The organism is Mitsuaria sp. 7, from assembly GCF_001653795.1.
GTDB lineage: Bacteria > Pseudomonadota > Gammaproteobacteria > Burkholderiales > Burkholderiaceae_C > Roseateles.
The window spans coordinates 4469005-4483772 of record NZ_CP011514.1 but is presented as its reverse complement, the minus strand read 5'-3'; the positions used below and the strand labels follow the sequence as shown (position 1 = coordinate 4483772).

The following is a 14768-nucleotide window of genomic DNA, read 5'->3' as shown; positions in this document are numbered from 1 at the left end:
CCGCTCCCATGAAACTGCGCTTCACCAAGATGCAGGGCGCCGGCAACGACTTCGTCGTGCTGGACGCCACGCGCCACCCGATGCCGCTGACGGGCGAACAGCTGCGTCGCGTCGGCGATCGCCGCTTCGGCGTGGGCTGCGACCAGATCCTGGTGATCGAGTCGTCGAAGACCCCGGACGTCGACTTCGGCTACCGCATCTTCAACTCGGACGGATCCGAGGTGGAGCAGTGCGGCAACGGCGCGCGCTGCTTCGTGCGCTACGTCGTCGACAAGGGCCTGACCGACAAGCGGACCATCCGTGTGCAGACCCTCAACGCGCTGCTCGAACTGCGGCTGCAGGACGACGGCCGCGTCACGGTCGACATGGGCGCGCCGGTCTTCGACCTGCCCCGCATCCCGTTCGACCCCAAGGAATCCGCGCCGCGCCACGAGAACGGTTTCGAGCGCTGGCCGCTGGACCTGGGCGACGGCATCACGGCGGATGTCGCCGTGCTGTCGATGGGCAACCCGCATGCGGTGCAGCGCGTCGACGACGTCGACCACGCGCCGGTGGGCGTCGTCGGACCGCTGGTCGAGCACCATGAATCGTTCCCGCGCCGTGTCAACGCCGGGTTCCTGCAGATCGTCAGCCGCGGCGAAGTGAAGCTGCGCGTCTTCGAGCGCGGCGCCGGCGAGACGCTGGCCTGCGGCACCGGCGCGTGCGCGGCGGTGGTGGCGGGCATCCGGCTGGGCTGGCTGGACGCCGCGGTCGAGGTGCACACGCGCGGCGGCGACCTGCGCATCGAATGGGCCGGCATGACGCCGGGCGGCCCGGGGCTTTCCGCTCCGGTCTACATGACAGGGCCGGCACAGACGGTCTTTGAAGGAGAAATCGAACTGTGAGCGGCATCGAAGGCATCACCGAACAAGACATCGCCGACTACCTGGCGAATGACCCGGCGTTCTTCGAACGTCACGCCGAACTGCTGGCCAACGTCCGGATCTCGCATCCGCACGGCCAGCGCGCGGTCTCGCTGCAGGAGCGCCAGGCGGAGCTGCTGCGCGACAAGATCCGCGGCCTGGAGCACAAGATCCTGGAGATGATCCGCAACGGGCAGGAGAACGTCGCGATCGCCGACCGCCTGCACCGCTGGACGCTGGCGCTGATGCTGACGCGCGACGACCGGCACCTGCCGGAAGTGCTGCTGCGCGAGCTTCGCCACCAGTTCCTGATCCCGCAGGCAGGCCTGCGGCTGTGGAACGTCGACGCAGGCCATGCGCTGGCGCCGTTCGCGGCCGAGGTCAACCCGGACGTGAAGACCTTCGTGGGCAGCCTGAACCAGCCGTACTGCGGCATCAATTCGGGCTTCGAGGCGGCGCGCTGGCTCGAGGACGACGTGGCCTCGCTGGCGCTGGTGCCCTTGACGACGGGCGCGCCGGCGCAGCCGTTCGGGCTGCTGGTGCTGGGATCGCCGGATCCCACGCGCTACACGGCCGAGATGGGCACCGAGTTCCTGGCCCGCGTCGGCGAGATCGCGAGCGCCGCGCTCTCGCGCCTGCTCGATGCCGACCCGCATGTCGCTCCCCATGCTGCCGCCCAGCCTGACTGACGAGCAGCAGCGCTACCTGGAACACCTGCGCGTGCAGCGCCGCCTGGCGGAGCGCACGCTGACGCTCTACACGGACGCGCTGCAGCGGCTGACCGGACTCGCCTCGGCGGAAGGGCTGGACCTGCTGCGCGTGTCCGCGCACCAGGCGCGGCGTTTCCTCGCGAAGCTGCACACGCACAAGCTCAAGCCGCGCACGCTGGCCCTGATCCTGTCGGCGTGGCGCGGCTGGTACCGCTGGCTGGGCCAGAACGGCCTGGTCGACGCGAATCCGATCGCCGACCTGCACGCGCCCAAGCAGGGCCGTCCGCTGCCGAAGGCGCTGGGCGTCGACGACGCGGTGCGGCTCGCGGAGCACCATCAGGATGCCGCGGATCCGGTGGCCGAAGCGCTGGAGCGCTGCCTCGTCGAGCTGCTCTACGGCAGCGGGCTGCGCGTCTCCGAACTGGTGGGCCTGGACCAGCGCCACCAGGCCTCGTCCGCCGGCTGGATCGTGCCGGAGGACGCCGAGGCGCAGGTGCTCGGCAAAGGCTCGAAGCGCCGCGCCGTGCCGCTGGGCGGCCCGTCGATGACGGCGCTGCGCGCCTGGATCGCGGTGCGCGGCCAATGGGCGGCGGCGGACGAGCCGGCGCTGCTGGTCGGTCCGCGCGGCCACCGGCTCAGCGCCGACCAGATCCGCAAACGCCTCAAGCAGCGCGCGCTGGCGGCGGGCATGCCCACGCATGTCCACCCGCACATGCTGCGCCACTCGTTCGCGTCGCACCTGCTGCAGAGCAGCGGCGACCTGCGCGCGGTCCAGGAACTGCTGGGCCACGCCAACATCAGCACCACGCAGATCTACACCCGGCTGGACTTCCAGCACCTGGCCAAGGTCTACGACGCGGCGCATCCACGCGCCCGCAAGAAATAACCGACTGCTCCCCGATGCGCCGCACCGATCCGACCTCCTCGCGTTTTCTTTCGCGTTCCCCTTCGCGATTTCCTGCGCGATTCCCGTCCCGCCCCCTGCTGCTCTGCTCCGCCCTGATGGCGGCGCAGCTGCACGCCAACGCCCAGTCGCCATCCGCCTTGCAGACGACACTGCCCTCGACGTCGCAGACGCCGTGGCAGTCCGCGTCGAACGAGGCTTCGGAGCGTCCGGTGATCACGGCCACCGACAGCCGGCCCGCGGCGTTCGAGCTGAACTGGTCGCCGGTCAAGATGCCCACGGGGCAGAAGACGGCCTTCCTCGGCGCGCACTACATGGTGGCGATCAACGAGGACTGGGGCCTGGGCCCGGCCGCGTACGGCGCGGCCAAGGGTGAATTCGGCGGCCTGTTCACGGTGGGCTTCAACGTGCAGCGGCGATTCCGCATCGCGCAGGACGTGCATCTGGCGGCCAGCCTGTACGCCGGCGCGGGCGGCGGCGTGAGTTCGGAGAAGGTGCGGGCCGGCGGCGGTCTGATGCTGCGGCCGGAGCTGTCGCTGCGCGGCGAGTTCGGCAACTGGTACGCGGGGGTGGGCGTCTCGCACATCACCTTCCCGAACGGCAACGGCAACATCAAGGACACCGGCGTCGCGTTCACGATCGGGCGGATGGATCGGTTCCTGAGCTTCAATCCGGGCGATTCGGGGTCGCCGGGTCGCGCGGGAGACCGCACCGGCATGGGCTTCGACGAGATCGCGCTGAGCGCCGGTGTCGAGAAGCCGCGCAGCGGCAGCAGCCGCACGCGCAGCGGCGAGGCGCTGACGGGCCGCAAGGGCAAGGCCGGCGGCGACCTGCGGCAGTACTTCGGCGACGGGTCGTCGTGGTGGGGGCTGGAGGCCTCGGGCGCCGCGTCCGGCGGACACGACGGCTACATGGAGATCCTCGCGAATGCGGGCCAGGACTGGGGCCTCATCAGCCAGCGGCTGCGCATCGGCGGCCAGTTCTCGTTCGGCCTGGGCGGCGGCGGCGACATGGACACGGGCAACGGCTGGCTGGTGCGGGTCGGACCGACGCTGCGCTGGATCACGCCCTGGGGGCCGACGCTGCGGCTGGATGCCGGCTACATGAAGGCGCCGTGGGGGAACTATGAGTCCTTCCAGGTGCGCGGTTCGCTGGCGCTGCCGCTGGAGAAGGTTTCGCGCATCCTGAGTTCGCCGCCGCTGGAGTCCGGCACGATCCGGGCGCAGGCGCTGTACCTGAGCATGCCGTACTTCAAGGAGTTCAAGTTCAAGGACGGCTCCAAGGACAACGTGACGGGCCTGGGCATCGGCATGACGCGCGACTTCGGCGGACCCTGGTACGGCGTGGCGCACGCGGGCAGCGCGGCGCTGGGCAAGGCGGGCGCGTTCTCGTACGGCATGTTCGGCCTCGGCGCGCACTCGCCGAAGTGGAACGGCGTGCGCGTCGGCGCGGAGGCGCTGGTCGGCGCGGCCGGCGGCGGCGGCGTGGCGGTGGGCGGCGGCGCGGTGTCGCAGGGCGAGGTGTGGGCGCAGTGGGAAGGCACCGGCCGCGACCGCCTGCGCGTGAAGGTCGGCGTGGGCCAGTGGAAGGCCCTCGGCGGCGAGAAGCAGAGCACCCCGATGGTCAGCCTGAACGTGGGCTGGGCGTTCGGGACGCTGGGGCCGGCGGCGCAGCGCTGAGACAATCCGCCCCATGAAATCCATCCGTCTGCGCGAGGGCAAGGAGCGCTCGCTCCTTCGCCGCCATCCCTGGGTCTTCGAAGGCTCGATCGCGAGGGGCAAGGCCGACGCGGGCGAGACCGTGCGTGTCGAGGCCTTCGACGGCAGCTTCCTGTGCTGGGCCTCGTTCAGCCCGGAGTCGCTGATCCGCGTGCGGGCGTGGAGCTTCGACGAGCAGGAGCGCATCGACGCCGCCTTCTTCGAACGCCGCATCGCCGCGGCGCTCGCGCTGCGGGCGCGCATGCCGATCGCCTCCGACGCGGTGCGCCTCATCCACGGCGAGGCCGACGGCCTGCCGGGTCTGATCGTCGACCGCTACGGCGATACGCTCAGCGCGCAGTTCCTGTCCGCCGGCACCGAGCGCTGGAAGCAGACCCTGGCCGACCAACTGCTCGCGCAGACGGGCCTCACGCGCCTGTACGAACGCTCCGACGCGAACGTGCGCACGCTCGAAGGCATGGAGCCGGTCACCGGCTGGCTGCGCGGCGAGGGCGCCACCGAGATCGTCATCTCCGAGAACACCTGGAAGCTGAGCCTCGACGTGGCCGAGGGCCACAAGACCGGCTACTACCTCGACCAGCGCGACAACCGCCGGAAGTTCGGCGAGGCCGTGAAGCACTACGGCTGCCAGTCGGTGCTGAACTGCTTCAGCTACACCGGCGGCTTCTCGGTCGCCGCGCTCGCGGGCGGCGCGACGGACGTCATCAGCGTCGACTCGTCCGGTCCGGCGCTGGCGCGCGCCACGGCACATGTCGCACTCAACGGCTTCGACCCGGCGCATCACACGGCGCTGGATGCCGACGTCAACCACACGCTGCGCGACCTGCTCAAGCAGGGCCGCAGCTTCGACGCCATCGTGCTGGACCCGCCGAAGTTCGCGCCGACCGCCGCGCATGCGGAGCGCGCCGCGCGGGCCTACAAGGACATCAACCGCCTCGGCCTGATGCTGCTGAAGCCGGGCGGCCTGCTGTTCACCTTCTCGTGCTCGGGCGGCGTGGGGCCGGAGCTGTTCCACAAGATCGTGGCCGGCGCCGGCATCGACGCGGGCGCGGACGGCCTGATCCTCGACCGCGTCGGCGCGACGCCGGACCATCCGCAGACGATCTACTTCCCCGAAGGCGAGTACCTCAAGGGCCTGCTGATCCTCAAGCGCTGAAGCCTTCTTACTCCCTCTCCCGCTTGCTGTATGGACCGAGGACATGGGTGACAGGTGTGCCAGGACATGGGTAACAGGTCAGGTCCAGGTTAGTCAGCCTGGCACAGGTCAATCATGCGTACTTTTTGATGGCAGAAGAAGACATCGAAGCTGCCATCAAGATCCAGGTGAGGTCGTAGGGCTACAGGCTGGCCGATGAGGCCTCTGCCGACGCGGTAGGTGTTGCCTTTGAAGGCGATCCGTCCACCGTATCCGACCCGGCGCACGATGGCGCCATCGCCATATTCGACGGGCCGCAAAGAGCTTGGCATCGAGCGCGGGCTGGCCGCGTAGCGGCTGGCTGGCGTGTCCATGCCCAGCGCTTGATGCGGGCGCTTGGCGTTGTACAGATGCCGCCACTGGATGAAGTGGTGCTGGGCATCGTCCAGGTCCTTGAAGTGCCGACTGGCCAGCAACTCGGCTTTCAGGGTGCGATGGAATCGCTCGTCCTTGCCGTTGGTCTGAGGATGCATCGGTCGGCTGTGGCTCAACCGCACTCCCAAGCGAATCAGCCAGACGCCCAGCTCGGTGAGTGCTCCGCGCGTCGGCGAGCCCCAGGGCGGACCGTTGTCGGCGTTGATGCGCTCAGGCAGCCCATAGCGCTCAAAGGCGCGCTGCAGCACCGGCTGCACGGACTCTAGCCGCTCGTTACTCAGCGCTTGCAGCACGATGTTGAAGCGCGAGTGATCGTCCAGCACGGTCAGCGGATGGCAGCGCTCAGTGTCGGTGGCGAAGTGGCCCTTGAAGTCCATCTGCCACAGTGCATTGGGCGTCTCGTGCTCGAAGCGCTGCCATGCCGTCGCGGCCTGGCTTGCTGCCGGGTCGATCAGGCCGTTTCGGCGCAGCACCCAGTTGGCTGTGCTGGCTGCTACGTGCACACCATGATCGCGCGCCAGCACCTTCGCGATCTTGCGACCGCCCCAAGCAGAACATTCGGCCCGCACTGCAAGCACCTGCGCCTGCAGCTGTTCGGGCGTACGAGTCGGCGAGGTGTGTGGTCGCCGAGATCGATCCTCGAGATCGTCTCGGCTGAGCCACTTGTAGCCTGTCTTGCGGCTGATCCCGCTGCGTCGACATAGCTCGCTGATATTGGCGCCAGGCTGTCGGGCCAGTCGAACAAATTCCTCTCGTTGATCCTTCACGGTGTCTTGGCTCCAGGGCAACTTCGTCCTCCCGCTGACTAGGCGGGAAAAGTGTCACCCATGTCCTGGCACGCCTGTTACCTATGTCCTCGGTCCATACAGCTTGCGGGAGAGGGTAGGGGTGAGGGCTGCGGTCTATGCAGGACGGAGGACGTCTCGCGCGCCTCAGCCTCGCGCCGCCGGGAGGGCCAGGCGCGGCTCGAACTTCGCGCGCTTGACGCTGAAGAAGGCCTTCACGTTGCGGACGTTGGCCTGCTGCGTGAACAGCCGCTGCACCAGCGCGTGATACGCCGGCATATCCGGCACCTGCAGCACCAGCACGAAGTCGGGACCCGGCGCGACGCGCCAGCATTGCTGGACCTCGGCCGCCGCGACCGCGATCGTCTCGAACGCATCGAGGTGCTCGGCGCCTTGCCGGTCGAGCGTGATCTCGACCAGCGCCGACAGCCCGGCGCCCAGCTTGTCCGGCGACAGGATGGCGACCTGCTTCTCGATGACGCCGGTCTCGATCAGCCGTCGCACGCGGCGCAGGCAGGTGGCGGGCGACACATGGGCGCGCTCGGCCAGCGCCTGGTTGGACAGCGAGGCGTCCTGCTGGAGCAGGTCCAGCACCCGCAAGTCGATGGCGTCCAGGGTGATGGAAAATTCCATAAATGGATTGTGAATGAAAGAATCCGCCAGTTGATGAATGAGGCGATGGATTATTTCACCAATCGATGAATGTTGAAAGCATCCACCTCGCCGAGATGCCTAGCATTCCGCCATTCGCAAATTCATCCGGACATCCGGGGAGACACATCATGTGCGGCATCGTCGGCGCGGTCAGCCAGAAAGACATCGTTCCCATCCTGATCGAGGGCCTGAAGCGGCTCGAGTACCGCGGGTACGACTCGTGCGGGGTGGCGGTTCACCAGGACGGCCAACTGCGCCGGGCGCGCAGCACCTCGCGGGTGGCGGAGCTGCAGACGCTGGCGGCGCAGGACGGCGTCGCGGCCGGCACCGGCATCGCGCACACGCGCTGGGCGACGCACGGCGCGCCGGCGGTGCACAACGCGCATCCGCACTTCTCGCACGGCCCGGGCGCCGAGGCGCACCTGCAGCCGGGCCGCGTGGCGCTGGTCCACAACGGCATCATCGAGAACCACGATGAACTGCGCGCCGAGCTGAAGTCGCGCGGCTACGTCTTCCACAGCCAGACCGACACCGAGGTCATCGCGCACCTGGTCGATTTCCACTACCACGGCGACCTGCTGGAAGCGGTGCAGACGGCGGTGGCGCAACTGCGCGGCGCCTACGGCATCGCCGTGTTCCACAAGGACGAGCCGCACCGCGTGATCGGTGCGCGCGAGGGTTCGCCGATGGTCCTGGGCGTCGGCAAGGACGAGTACGCCGGCGCGAACTTCGTCGCCTCGGACGCGATGGCGCTGGCGGGCGTGACCGACCAGATCGTGTACCTGGAGGAGGGCGATGTCGTCGACCTGCAGCTGGGCCGCTACTGGATCAGCAACAAGGACGCGACGACGGGACGTTTCGTCAACGTCGAGCGCGAGGTGAAGACCGTGCACGCGCACAGCGGCGCGGCCGAACTGGGCCCGTACCGGCACTACATGCAGAAGGAGATCTTCGAGCAGCCGGTGGCGATCGCCAACACGCTGGACGCGGTGACGGGCATCAGCCCGGAGCTGTTCGGCGACGGCGCGTTCCGCGTGTTCAAGGAGATCGACTCGGTGCTGATCCTCGCGTGCGGGACCAGCTACTACGCGGGTTCGACGGCGAAGTACTGGCTGGAGAGCATCGCGAAGATCCCGACCAGCGTGGAGATCGCGAGCGAGTACCGCTACCGGGACAGCGTGCCGAATCCGCGCACGCTGGTGGTGACCATCAGCCAGAGCGGCGAGACGGCGGACACGCTGGCCGCGCTGAAGCATGCGCGCTCGCTGGGCATGCTGCACACGCTGACCGTGTGCAACGTGTCGACCAGCGCGATGGTGCGGGAGTGCTCCCTGGCCTACATCACGCGGGCCGGCGCGGAGATCGGCGTGGCGTCGACGAAGGCGTTCACGACGCAGCTGGTGGGCCTGTTCCTGCTGACGCTGGCGCTGGCGCAGACGCGCGGTCACCTGAGCGAGCAGCAGGAGCAGGAGCATCTGAAGGCGCTGCGCCACCTGCCGGTGGCGGTGCAGGCGGTGCTCGCGCTGGAGCCGCAGGTCATCGCGTGGAGCGAGGAATTCGCGCGCAAGGAAAACGCGCTCTTCCTCGGCCGCGGCCTGCATTACCCGATCGCGCTGGAAGGCGCGTTGAAGCTCAAGGAGATCAGCTACATCCACGCCGAGGCCTACCCGGCGGGCGAGCTGAAGCACGGCCCGCTGGCGCTGGTGACGGCGCAGATGCCGGTGGTGACGGTGGCGCCGAACGACACGCTGCTCGAGAAGCTCAAGAGCAACATGCAGGAAGTGCGGGCGCGCGGCGGCGAGCTGTTCGTGTTCGCCGACGGCGACACGAAGATCGACAGCGAGCCGGGCCTGCACGTCATCCGCATGCCGGAGCACTACGGCGCGCTGAGCCCGATCCTGCACACGGTGCCGCTGCAGCTGCTGGCGTATCACACGGCCTGCGCACGCGGGACCGACGTGGACAAGCCGCGCAACCTCGCGAAGAGCGTGACGGTGGAGTGACAGGGCAGGTGGCAGGCATCCGGCCTGCCACAACCAGCCTCCAGACCGGACTGGATGGAGGCTCAGATGGAACAAGCGGAACAAGCGGATCAAGCGGCCGACGATGACTCGGTGATTGCTGCGTTGCAATCCATGCACCGCCAGATGGAGGCGATGACCGAAGCGCTTTACGCACTCCATCTGCAGGCGACCAACCTTCAGGCCCTGCTCTGCGCGGCGGTGGATACCCATCCTCAGCCCGTGCAGCTGCAACGGTGCTTCGAGGAGCAGATCGAGCACACGCTTCGACAGGTCCGGCCGCACCACCTGAAGGCACTCAACGAGCAGACCCAGGCATGGCTGGACCGGATCGGCAGGCGGGTCCGGCTCCTGGAATCGCGGGATCTGGACCCGCATGCGGCGCATTCAAAGGTGCCCTACATGCAGTAGGCCAACGGTGTGCGGCGTCTCCTTTCGCAGTCCTGAGGTGAACGCCGAACGACGTTCGGGGAACGACCTGAGTGGCACACACCTTGCCCGTGGAATACCGGAACCGGCGGCGGGCGCCGCCGGATTCGACAACCGGTTTGAGGCTTTAAAGGAGTCGCCATGAACCAGCACGGACAACGAGGAAGACAAGACCAACGCCCAGCCAGTGCCTGGGACGAAGAGGAGCGCGATCGCGGCAACTACGGAAACCATCGATCGGACCCGTCGCGCGATCGGAACGAGCCGGCCTATCAGGGCAGCAGCTTCCAGGCCGACCGCGATGAACCGCGTGGCAGCGGCTACGGCGGATACGGCGGCTACGGCGGTGGCCGGGAGTACCGTGATGATTACCGCCGGGATTACCGTAGCCATGGCGATCTGCAGAGCCAGGGCGGTTATCGAGGTGGCTATCAGAATGAAGGCTGGGGTGCCGATCGTGGTCGCTCGATGAGCGGCAACTATGGCGGCGGCGGCTTCGGCGGACAGGACAGCTACAGCGGGTCCGGCGACTACGGCAGCCCGAGCTACGGCACCTCCAGCGGCCATGGTCAGGGCGGCTCCGGCCGCTATCGCGACCAGGGACCGCGCCATGAAGGCTGGCGTGAGGACAGCGGGCGACGCGACTACGGGCGCATGGCCGGCTCCGGCGCGGACAGCTATGCCAACACGCTGGGTGAGCACTACGGCGGCACCCCCGAAGAGCGCGACTACCGGGGAAGCCATCGGGGCGGATCCGGTCAGGCCGAATGGCAGTCGCAAGGACGGCAACAGCACTACGACCCCGACTACGAACAGTGGCGCCACGAGCAGATGCGCACGCTGGACAACGACTATCACGGCTGGCGTCAGGAGCGATACCAGAAGTTCAGCGAGGACTTCAACAAGTGGCGCTCGGAGCGGTCGACGCGACAGGGCGCCGGAGGAAGCGGTGCGGGATCGAGCGGCGGCATCTCGCAGCAGGCCGGGCAGGACAACCAGGATGCGACCCGCTACGGCCAGGGCGGCAACACGCTCGGCAGTGGAACCGGCACCCATGGCGATCGCGGCCTGACGGCGGCGGGCAGCGGAAGCTTGTCCAGTACGTCCTTGCCTGGCGCCACGAGCAGCTCTTCGGACGCGTCGTCCAGCAAGACGAAGTAGCGACGGCGTCCGGCTGCCCGTCCAGCGGGCGGCGCGCATCGTCCTTCAAGGCCCGCGGTCATCCGCTTCCACCCCGCGTTCATCGGGAAGGTGCTGAAGCGGCGGCCTGCGGGCTCTCACCTTCTTGGACAGGAGCGCGAGGGCGCTCGCACGCTCAGGTCCTCGCGCTCCTGCGCGTGCGCTCCGCGAGTTCGCGATCCCGCTCGGAGAAGGCGGCCTCCCGTTCAACGTAACGCTCTTGAAGCGAGACCTGCTGGCTCAACGGTCTGCGCTTCTCACGCCGCAAAGCGCGTACATCTTTCTCGGCTCTCATATCGCTCCTTCGTGGTCCACCTCTTTCGTTCTGCACCGGCTCGTCGATTCAGGACGACGTGACCTTGCTTCAACAGACATCAGCAAGTTCCGTGCTGAGTCTGCGGCGACAGGTGAAGGCGACGGCGCTCCTGTGGCCACTGGAGGCAGGCCATTTGCCTCCAATGGTTCTCAATCGCCAGGAGTCGGTATGTACGGCAATCAAGACAAGGTGCGTGTCGAAATTGGAAGGCCGCAAGAGCGGCGACAGGACGATGCACGACGTCAAGCATTTGACCAACGGGACTGGAGCAAACGAGGCGGTCCGGCACGGGGAGAACCGAAAGCCACCGCAAAGCTGGGTATCGGAGACGCCGCCGCAGCTCGCTTCATCTGAAGGCGCCTCGGTTTCCGGGCCGGCGTTCTCCGCGACAAGGCCATGGGAACTGATCCGAAGTCTTCGGCGTGTCGTAAGACTTCTGACCCCCAGCTGAGCCGGCACAGGAAGATTGCCCGGCTTTCCTCATCTGACGGATGCACGCCATGGCCATGCCAAGCGCAGACCTCTCCGGAAGAATCGTCTACATCGAAGACGACCCCATCAACGGGTTGCTGATGCAGCACTGGGCTGCGCAATACCCGGACCTGAGGCTGGAAGTCGCGATGACCGGCGCCACGGGGCTCGCCTCCTGTCAGCTCGAACCGCCGGATGCGGTACTCCTGGACAGGCACCTGCCGGACCTGGACGGGTTGGAGGTGTTGCGACGGTTCCGTGCCGTCGCGTCGTTCGCGGACATCCCGGTCATCGTGCTGTCGGCGAGCAACCAGCCCGTGGACATCGAAGCGTCGCTGCGTGGTGGCGCCTCCGCGTATTGGTCCAAGCCGTTCGACTTCAAGCAATTGGAGCGCGGGCTGATCGACCTGATGGCCAAGGCGAGAAGGAGGACGTGAGGGCCCCCGCCGCGACCGGGTTCGCGCATTGCCATCAGGCATCGAGGCTGATTGCCCGGGCGATGTCTGAGCATCAGGTCCCTTTGTCGTATCCCCTTCCAGCCATCGCCAGGAGTCAAGATGCCGTCCACCACCGCCACCCGAAGCACTGCTGTCCGCAAATCCTCGACGAAGGCGTCGCCGCGCACGCCCGACGCCGTGACGCTGCTGCGTGCCGACCACAAGAAGGTCAGCGACCTGTTCGACCAGTTCGAGAAGTCGCGCTCGACGGCGAAGAAGCGCCAGCTGGTGGCGCAGATCTGCCAGGAGCTCACCGTCCATGCCCAGGTGGAGGAGGAGATCTTCTATCCCGAGGTCCAGGCTGCGCTACGCGACAAGGAACTGGTCCCGGAGGCCAAGGTCGAACATCAGAGCATCAAGGACCTGATCGCCGCCGTCGAAGGCGTCGAACCCTATGGCGAGGACTATGACGCCAAGGTCAAGGTCATGAGCGAGTGGGTCAAGCACCACGTGAAGGAAGAGCAGAACGAGATGTTCCCCAAGGCGAAGAAGTCCAAGCTCGACCTGGTGGAGCTGGGGCAGCGCCTTCAGAGCCGCAAGGACGAACTGCTGGCCCAGTACCCGACGTCTCACTGAGGGCCCGCCAGCGCGCGAGTCCGGTGACCGCCCCCGACAAAAGCCCAGCTCCGCTGGGCTTTTTGCTTTCCTGGCCGGCCGAGCCGATGAGCGGATCGTGCTGTCGCCAGCAAGAACGATCAGTGACTGCGCCGGACCGAGCCGGCAACATTTCCCTCGTTCGACGCCTGCGGATTCCGGGGCGTCTTTTCACATCCATCGAGAGGGAAAGAACAGTGAAGCTGAAGCGACTGATCGCAGGTCTGATGATGATCGGCTTGACCCACGCCCAGGCACAGGTCAAGCCGGAGGCCTCGGGCGCTGACCTGATCGTGCACAACGCCAGGATCTTCACTGGGAATGCCGGACAACCCACGGCGACGGCCCTGGCCGTCAAGAGCGGCCGCATCTACGCGGTCGGCACGGAAGCCGACGTCCTGGCCCTGAAGAACGCCGGCACCCGCGTCATCGATTCCCGCGGACGGCGGCTCATCCCCGGCCTCATCGACGCGCACACCCACGTGCTCAACGAGGGCGGCTACAACTACACCCTGCGGTGGGAGGGCGTGCCCACGCTGCGTCGCGCGCTCGCGATGCTGAGCGAACAGGCGAAGCGGACGCCGGAAGGCCAGTGGGTGAAGGTGATCGGCGGCTGGTCGCCCTACCAGTTCGAGGAGCAGCGTTTCCCCACGATCGAGGAAATCCGCAAGGCCGTCCCCGACCGCCCGGCCATCGTGCAGTACGCCTACAACCGCGCCTACCTGAACCCGCAGGCGATCGCGGCCCTCGGCCTGGGCACGGACAGGTTCCCCGCGCTGCCGGACACGGTGCTCGAGAAGGACGGGCAGGGCCGGTACACCGGCGTGATCCATGGCAACACCTTCATGTTCATCGGCATCGAGGCCATGGTCCCCCAGCTCTCGTTCGACGAGGAGGTGAGCTCGCTGGTCCAGACGGTGCACAGCCTCAACCGTGTCGGGATCACGTCCATCGTGGACGCGGGCACGGGCTTCCGCGGCTATCCCAAGGCCCAGCGCACCGTGGACGTCCTCGCCCGCGACAACCGCCTCAACATCCGCATGCCCTTCGTGGACATCCAGTTCGGAACCGGCGCCGACTTCAACATGGTGGACGCACAGATCACGGCGGTCACGAAGACGGCGCCCATCAGTCCCGGCCAGAACCTGCACCCGCAGCTCGCGCACGGTCACACCTATCGCGGCGCCGGCGAGCTGCTGTCGGCGGAGGTCCACGACCACGAGAACTTCGACCGCCCCGCGATCGTCATCCCGCCGGAGAAGTGGCGCGACCTGGTGGAAAGGGATATCGCCAAGCTGGTCCAGCGGCGCATCCCTTTCCGCGAGCACATCAGCTACGACGAGAACATCACGCCCTTCCTCGATGCGCTCGAGACGCTGAACCGGAAGACGCCGCTCGACGGCCTGCGCTGGAGCCTCGAGCACGCCGAGACCATCAGCCCCGCCAACATCGCCCGCGTGAAGGCGCTGGGCGGCGGCGTCGCCCTGGACACCAAGATGGCGCTGCACGGCGACGCCTTCATCAAGACCCACGGGCGCGACAAGGCGCTGATGACCCCGCGCCTGCGCGAGCTCGTCGACAGCGGCATCCCGCTGGCCATGACCACCGACGCCTTCCGCGCGGCTTCGTTCAATCCGTGGATCGGCATCAGCTGGATGGTGTCCGGAAAGTCCGTCTCCGGCACCGAAGTGCTGGCCAGGAACAATCGTCTGACACGGGCCGAAGCGCTGGGACTGTTCACCCGCAAGGCGGCGTGGTTCATGCACGCCGACGCCGAGGCGGGCGTGATCGCCCCCGGTTGCCTCGCCGACTTCGTGCTGCTGGACAAGGACTACTTCACCGTCGCGGAAGCCCAGATCCCGTCGATCAGCTCGGTCCTGACCGTCATGGACGGCCGCGTGGTCTACGGCGCGCAGGAGTACGGTCCGCTGTCTCCCGCCTTGCCGGAGATCCTGCCCGCCTGGTCGCCGATCAAGCAGTTCGGCGGCTACTACACCGCTCGATGAGGCCTCCCCGAC

The 14768-nt window shown here is 67.6% G+C and carries 13 protein-coding genes; 11 read left to right on the top strand and 2 right to left on the bottom strand.

The window, feature by feature from the left end; all coding sequences use genetic code 11:
- Positions 1-8 precede the first annotated feature (8 nt).
- The 5 genes from dapF (at position 9) to ABE85_RS19595 (ending at position 5390) form a co-directional block, all read left to right on the top strand.
- On the top strand, positions 9-884 hold the full coding sequence (gene dapF / locus ABE85_RS19615; RefSeq protein ID WP_067278512.1) for a diaminopimelate epimerase: 876 nt from the start codon (positions 9-11) through the stop codon (positions 882-884).
- The gene (locus tag ABE85_RS19610; RefSeq protein WP_067278508.1) at positions 881-1591 is read left to right on the top strand and encodes a DUF484 family protein; all 711 of its coding nucleotides are present in this window, start codon (positions 881-883) and stop codon (positions 1589-1591) included. Before dapF ends, ABE85_RS19610 begins: the two co-directional genes overlap by 4 nt.
- On the top strand, positions 1557-2498 hold the full coding sequence (locus ABE85_RS19605) for a tyrosine recombinase XerC (RefSeq protein ID WP_067278505.1): 942 nt from the start codon (positions 1557-1559) through the stop codon (positions 2496-2498). Before ABE85_RS19610 ends, ABE85_RS19605 begins: the two co-directional genes overlap by 35 nt.
- A 116-nt stretch (positions 2499-2614) precedes the next feature.
- Entirely contained in the window at positions 2615-4195 is a 1581-nt protein-coding gene (locus ABE85_RS19600; protein ID WP_067278503.1) for a hypothetical protein, read from the top strand.
- 13 nt (positions 4196-4208) lie between these two features.
- Positions 4209-5390, top strand: coding sequence for a class I SAM-dependent rRNA methyltransferase (locus tag ABE85_RS19595; RefSeq protein ID WP_067278500.1), 1182 nt, complete (start codon positions 4209-4211; stop codon positions 5388-5390).
- Positions 5391-5479: 89 nt separating this feature from the next.
- On the opposite strand, the gene ABE85_RS19590 is transcribed toward ABE85_RS19595, so the two are convergent.
- On the bottom strand, positions 5480-6592 hold the full coding sequence (locus tag ABE85_RS19590; protein ID WP_067270535.1) for an IS481 family transposase: 1113 nt from the start codon (positions 6590-6592) through the stop codon (positions 5480-5482).
- A 144-nt stretch (positions 6593-6736) separates the two neighbouring features.
- Entirely contained in the window at positions 6737-7222 is a 486-nt protein-coding gene (locus tag ABE85_RS19585) for an Lrp/AsnC family transcriptional regulator (protein WP_067278497.1), read from the bottom strand.
- Positions 7223-7371: 149 nt separating this feature from the next.
- Here ABE85_RS19585 and glmS point away from each other — a divergent pair, with 149 nt between their 5' ends.
- The 6 genes from glmS (at position 7372) to ABE85_RS19555 (ending at position 14756) form a co-directional block, all read left to right on the top strand.
- On the top strand, positions 7372-9246 hold the full coding sequence (gene glmS / locus ABE85_RS19580; protein WP_067278493.1) for a glutamine--fructose-6-phosphate transaminase (isomerizing): 1875 nt from the start codon (positions 7372-7374) through the stop codon (positions 9244-9246).
- A 66-nt stretch (positions 9247-9312) separates the two neighbouring features.
- Positions 9313-9675: a hypothetical protein gene (locus ABE85_RS19575; protein ID WP_067278490.1), complete on the top strand. Its 363-nt coding sequence runs from the start codon at positions 9313-9315 to the stop codon at positions 9673-9675.
- Between the two features lie 159 nt (positions 9676-9834).
- Positions 9835-10854, top strand: a complete 1020-nt coding sequence (locus ABE85_RS19570) for a hypothetical protein (protein WP_067278487.1) — start codon at positions 9835-9837, stop codon at positions 10852-10854.
- An 834-nt stretch (positions 10855-11688) separates the two neighbouring features.
- Entirely contained in the window at positions 11689-12096 is a 408-nt protein-coding gene (locus ABE85_RS19565; protein ID WP_197507079.1) for a PleD family two-component system response regulator, read from the top strand.
- A gap of 120 nt (positions 12097-12216) precedes the next feature.
- Positions 12217-12732 (top strand): hemerythrin domain-containing protein, encoded by a 516-nt coding sequence (locus ABE85_RS19560; protein WP_067278480.1) that lies wholly within the window; start codon positions 12217-12219, stop codon positions 12730-12732.
- A gap of 215 nt (positions 12733-12947) precedes the next feature.
- Positions 12948-14756 (top strand): amidohydrolase, encoded by a 1809-nt coding sequence (locus tag ABE85_RS19555; RefSeq protein WP_231993138.1) that lies wholly within the window; start codon positions 12948-12950, stop codon positions 14754-14756.
- The last annotated feature ends 12 nt before the right edge of the window (positions 14757-14768 follow it).

What these genes read in the sequence shown, in the direction of transcription:
- dapF (WP_067278512.1), top strand. Translation starts at nt 9, where the DNA reads ATGAAACTGCGCTTCACCAAGATGCAGGGCGCCGGCAACGACTTCGTC.
- ABE85_RS19605 (WP_067278505.1), top strand. Translation starts at nt 1,557, where the DNA reads ATGTCGCTCCCCATGCTGCCGCCCAGCCTGACTGACGAGCAGCAGCGC.
- ABE85_RS19600 (WP_067278503.1), top strand. Translation starts at nt 2,615, where the DNA reads ATGGCGGCGCAGCTGCACGCCAACGCCCAGTCGCCATCCGCCTTGCAG.
- ABE85_RS19595 (WP_067278500.1), top strand. Translation starts at nt 4,209, where the DNA reads ATGAAATCCATCCGTCTGCGCGAGGGCAAGGAGCGCTCGCTCCTTCGC.
- ABE85_RS19585 (WP_067278497.1), bottom strand. Translation starts at nt 7,222, where the DNA reads ATGGAATTTTCCATCACCCTGGACGCCATCGACTTGCGGGTGCTGGAC.
- glmS (WP_067278493.1), top strand. Translation starts at nt 7,372, where the DNA reads ATGTGCGGCATCGTCGGCGCGGTCAGCCAGAAAGACATCGTTCCCATC.
- ABE85_RS19575 (WP_067278490.1), top strand. Translation starts at nt 9,313, where the DNA reads ATGGAACAAGCGGAACAAGCGGATCAAGCGGCCGACGATGACTCGGTG.
- ABE85_RS19570 (WP_067278487.1), top strand. Translation starts at nt 9,835, where the DNA reads ATGAACCAGCACGGACAACGAGGAAGACAAGACCAACGCCCAGCCAGT.
- ABE85_RS19565 (WP_197507079.1), top strand. Translation starts at nt 11,689, where the DNA reads ATGGCCATGCCAAGCGCAGACCTCTCCGGAAGAATCGTCTACATCGAA.
- ABE85_RS19560 (WP_067278480.1), top strand. Translation starts at nt 12,217, where the DNA reads ATGCCGTCCACCACCGCCACCCGAAGCACTGCTGTCCGCAAATCCTCG.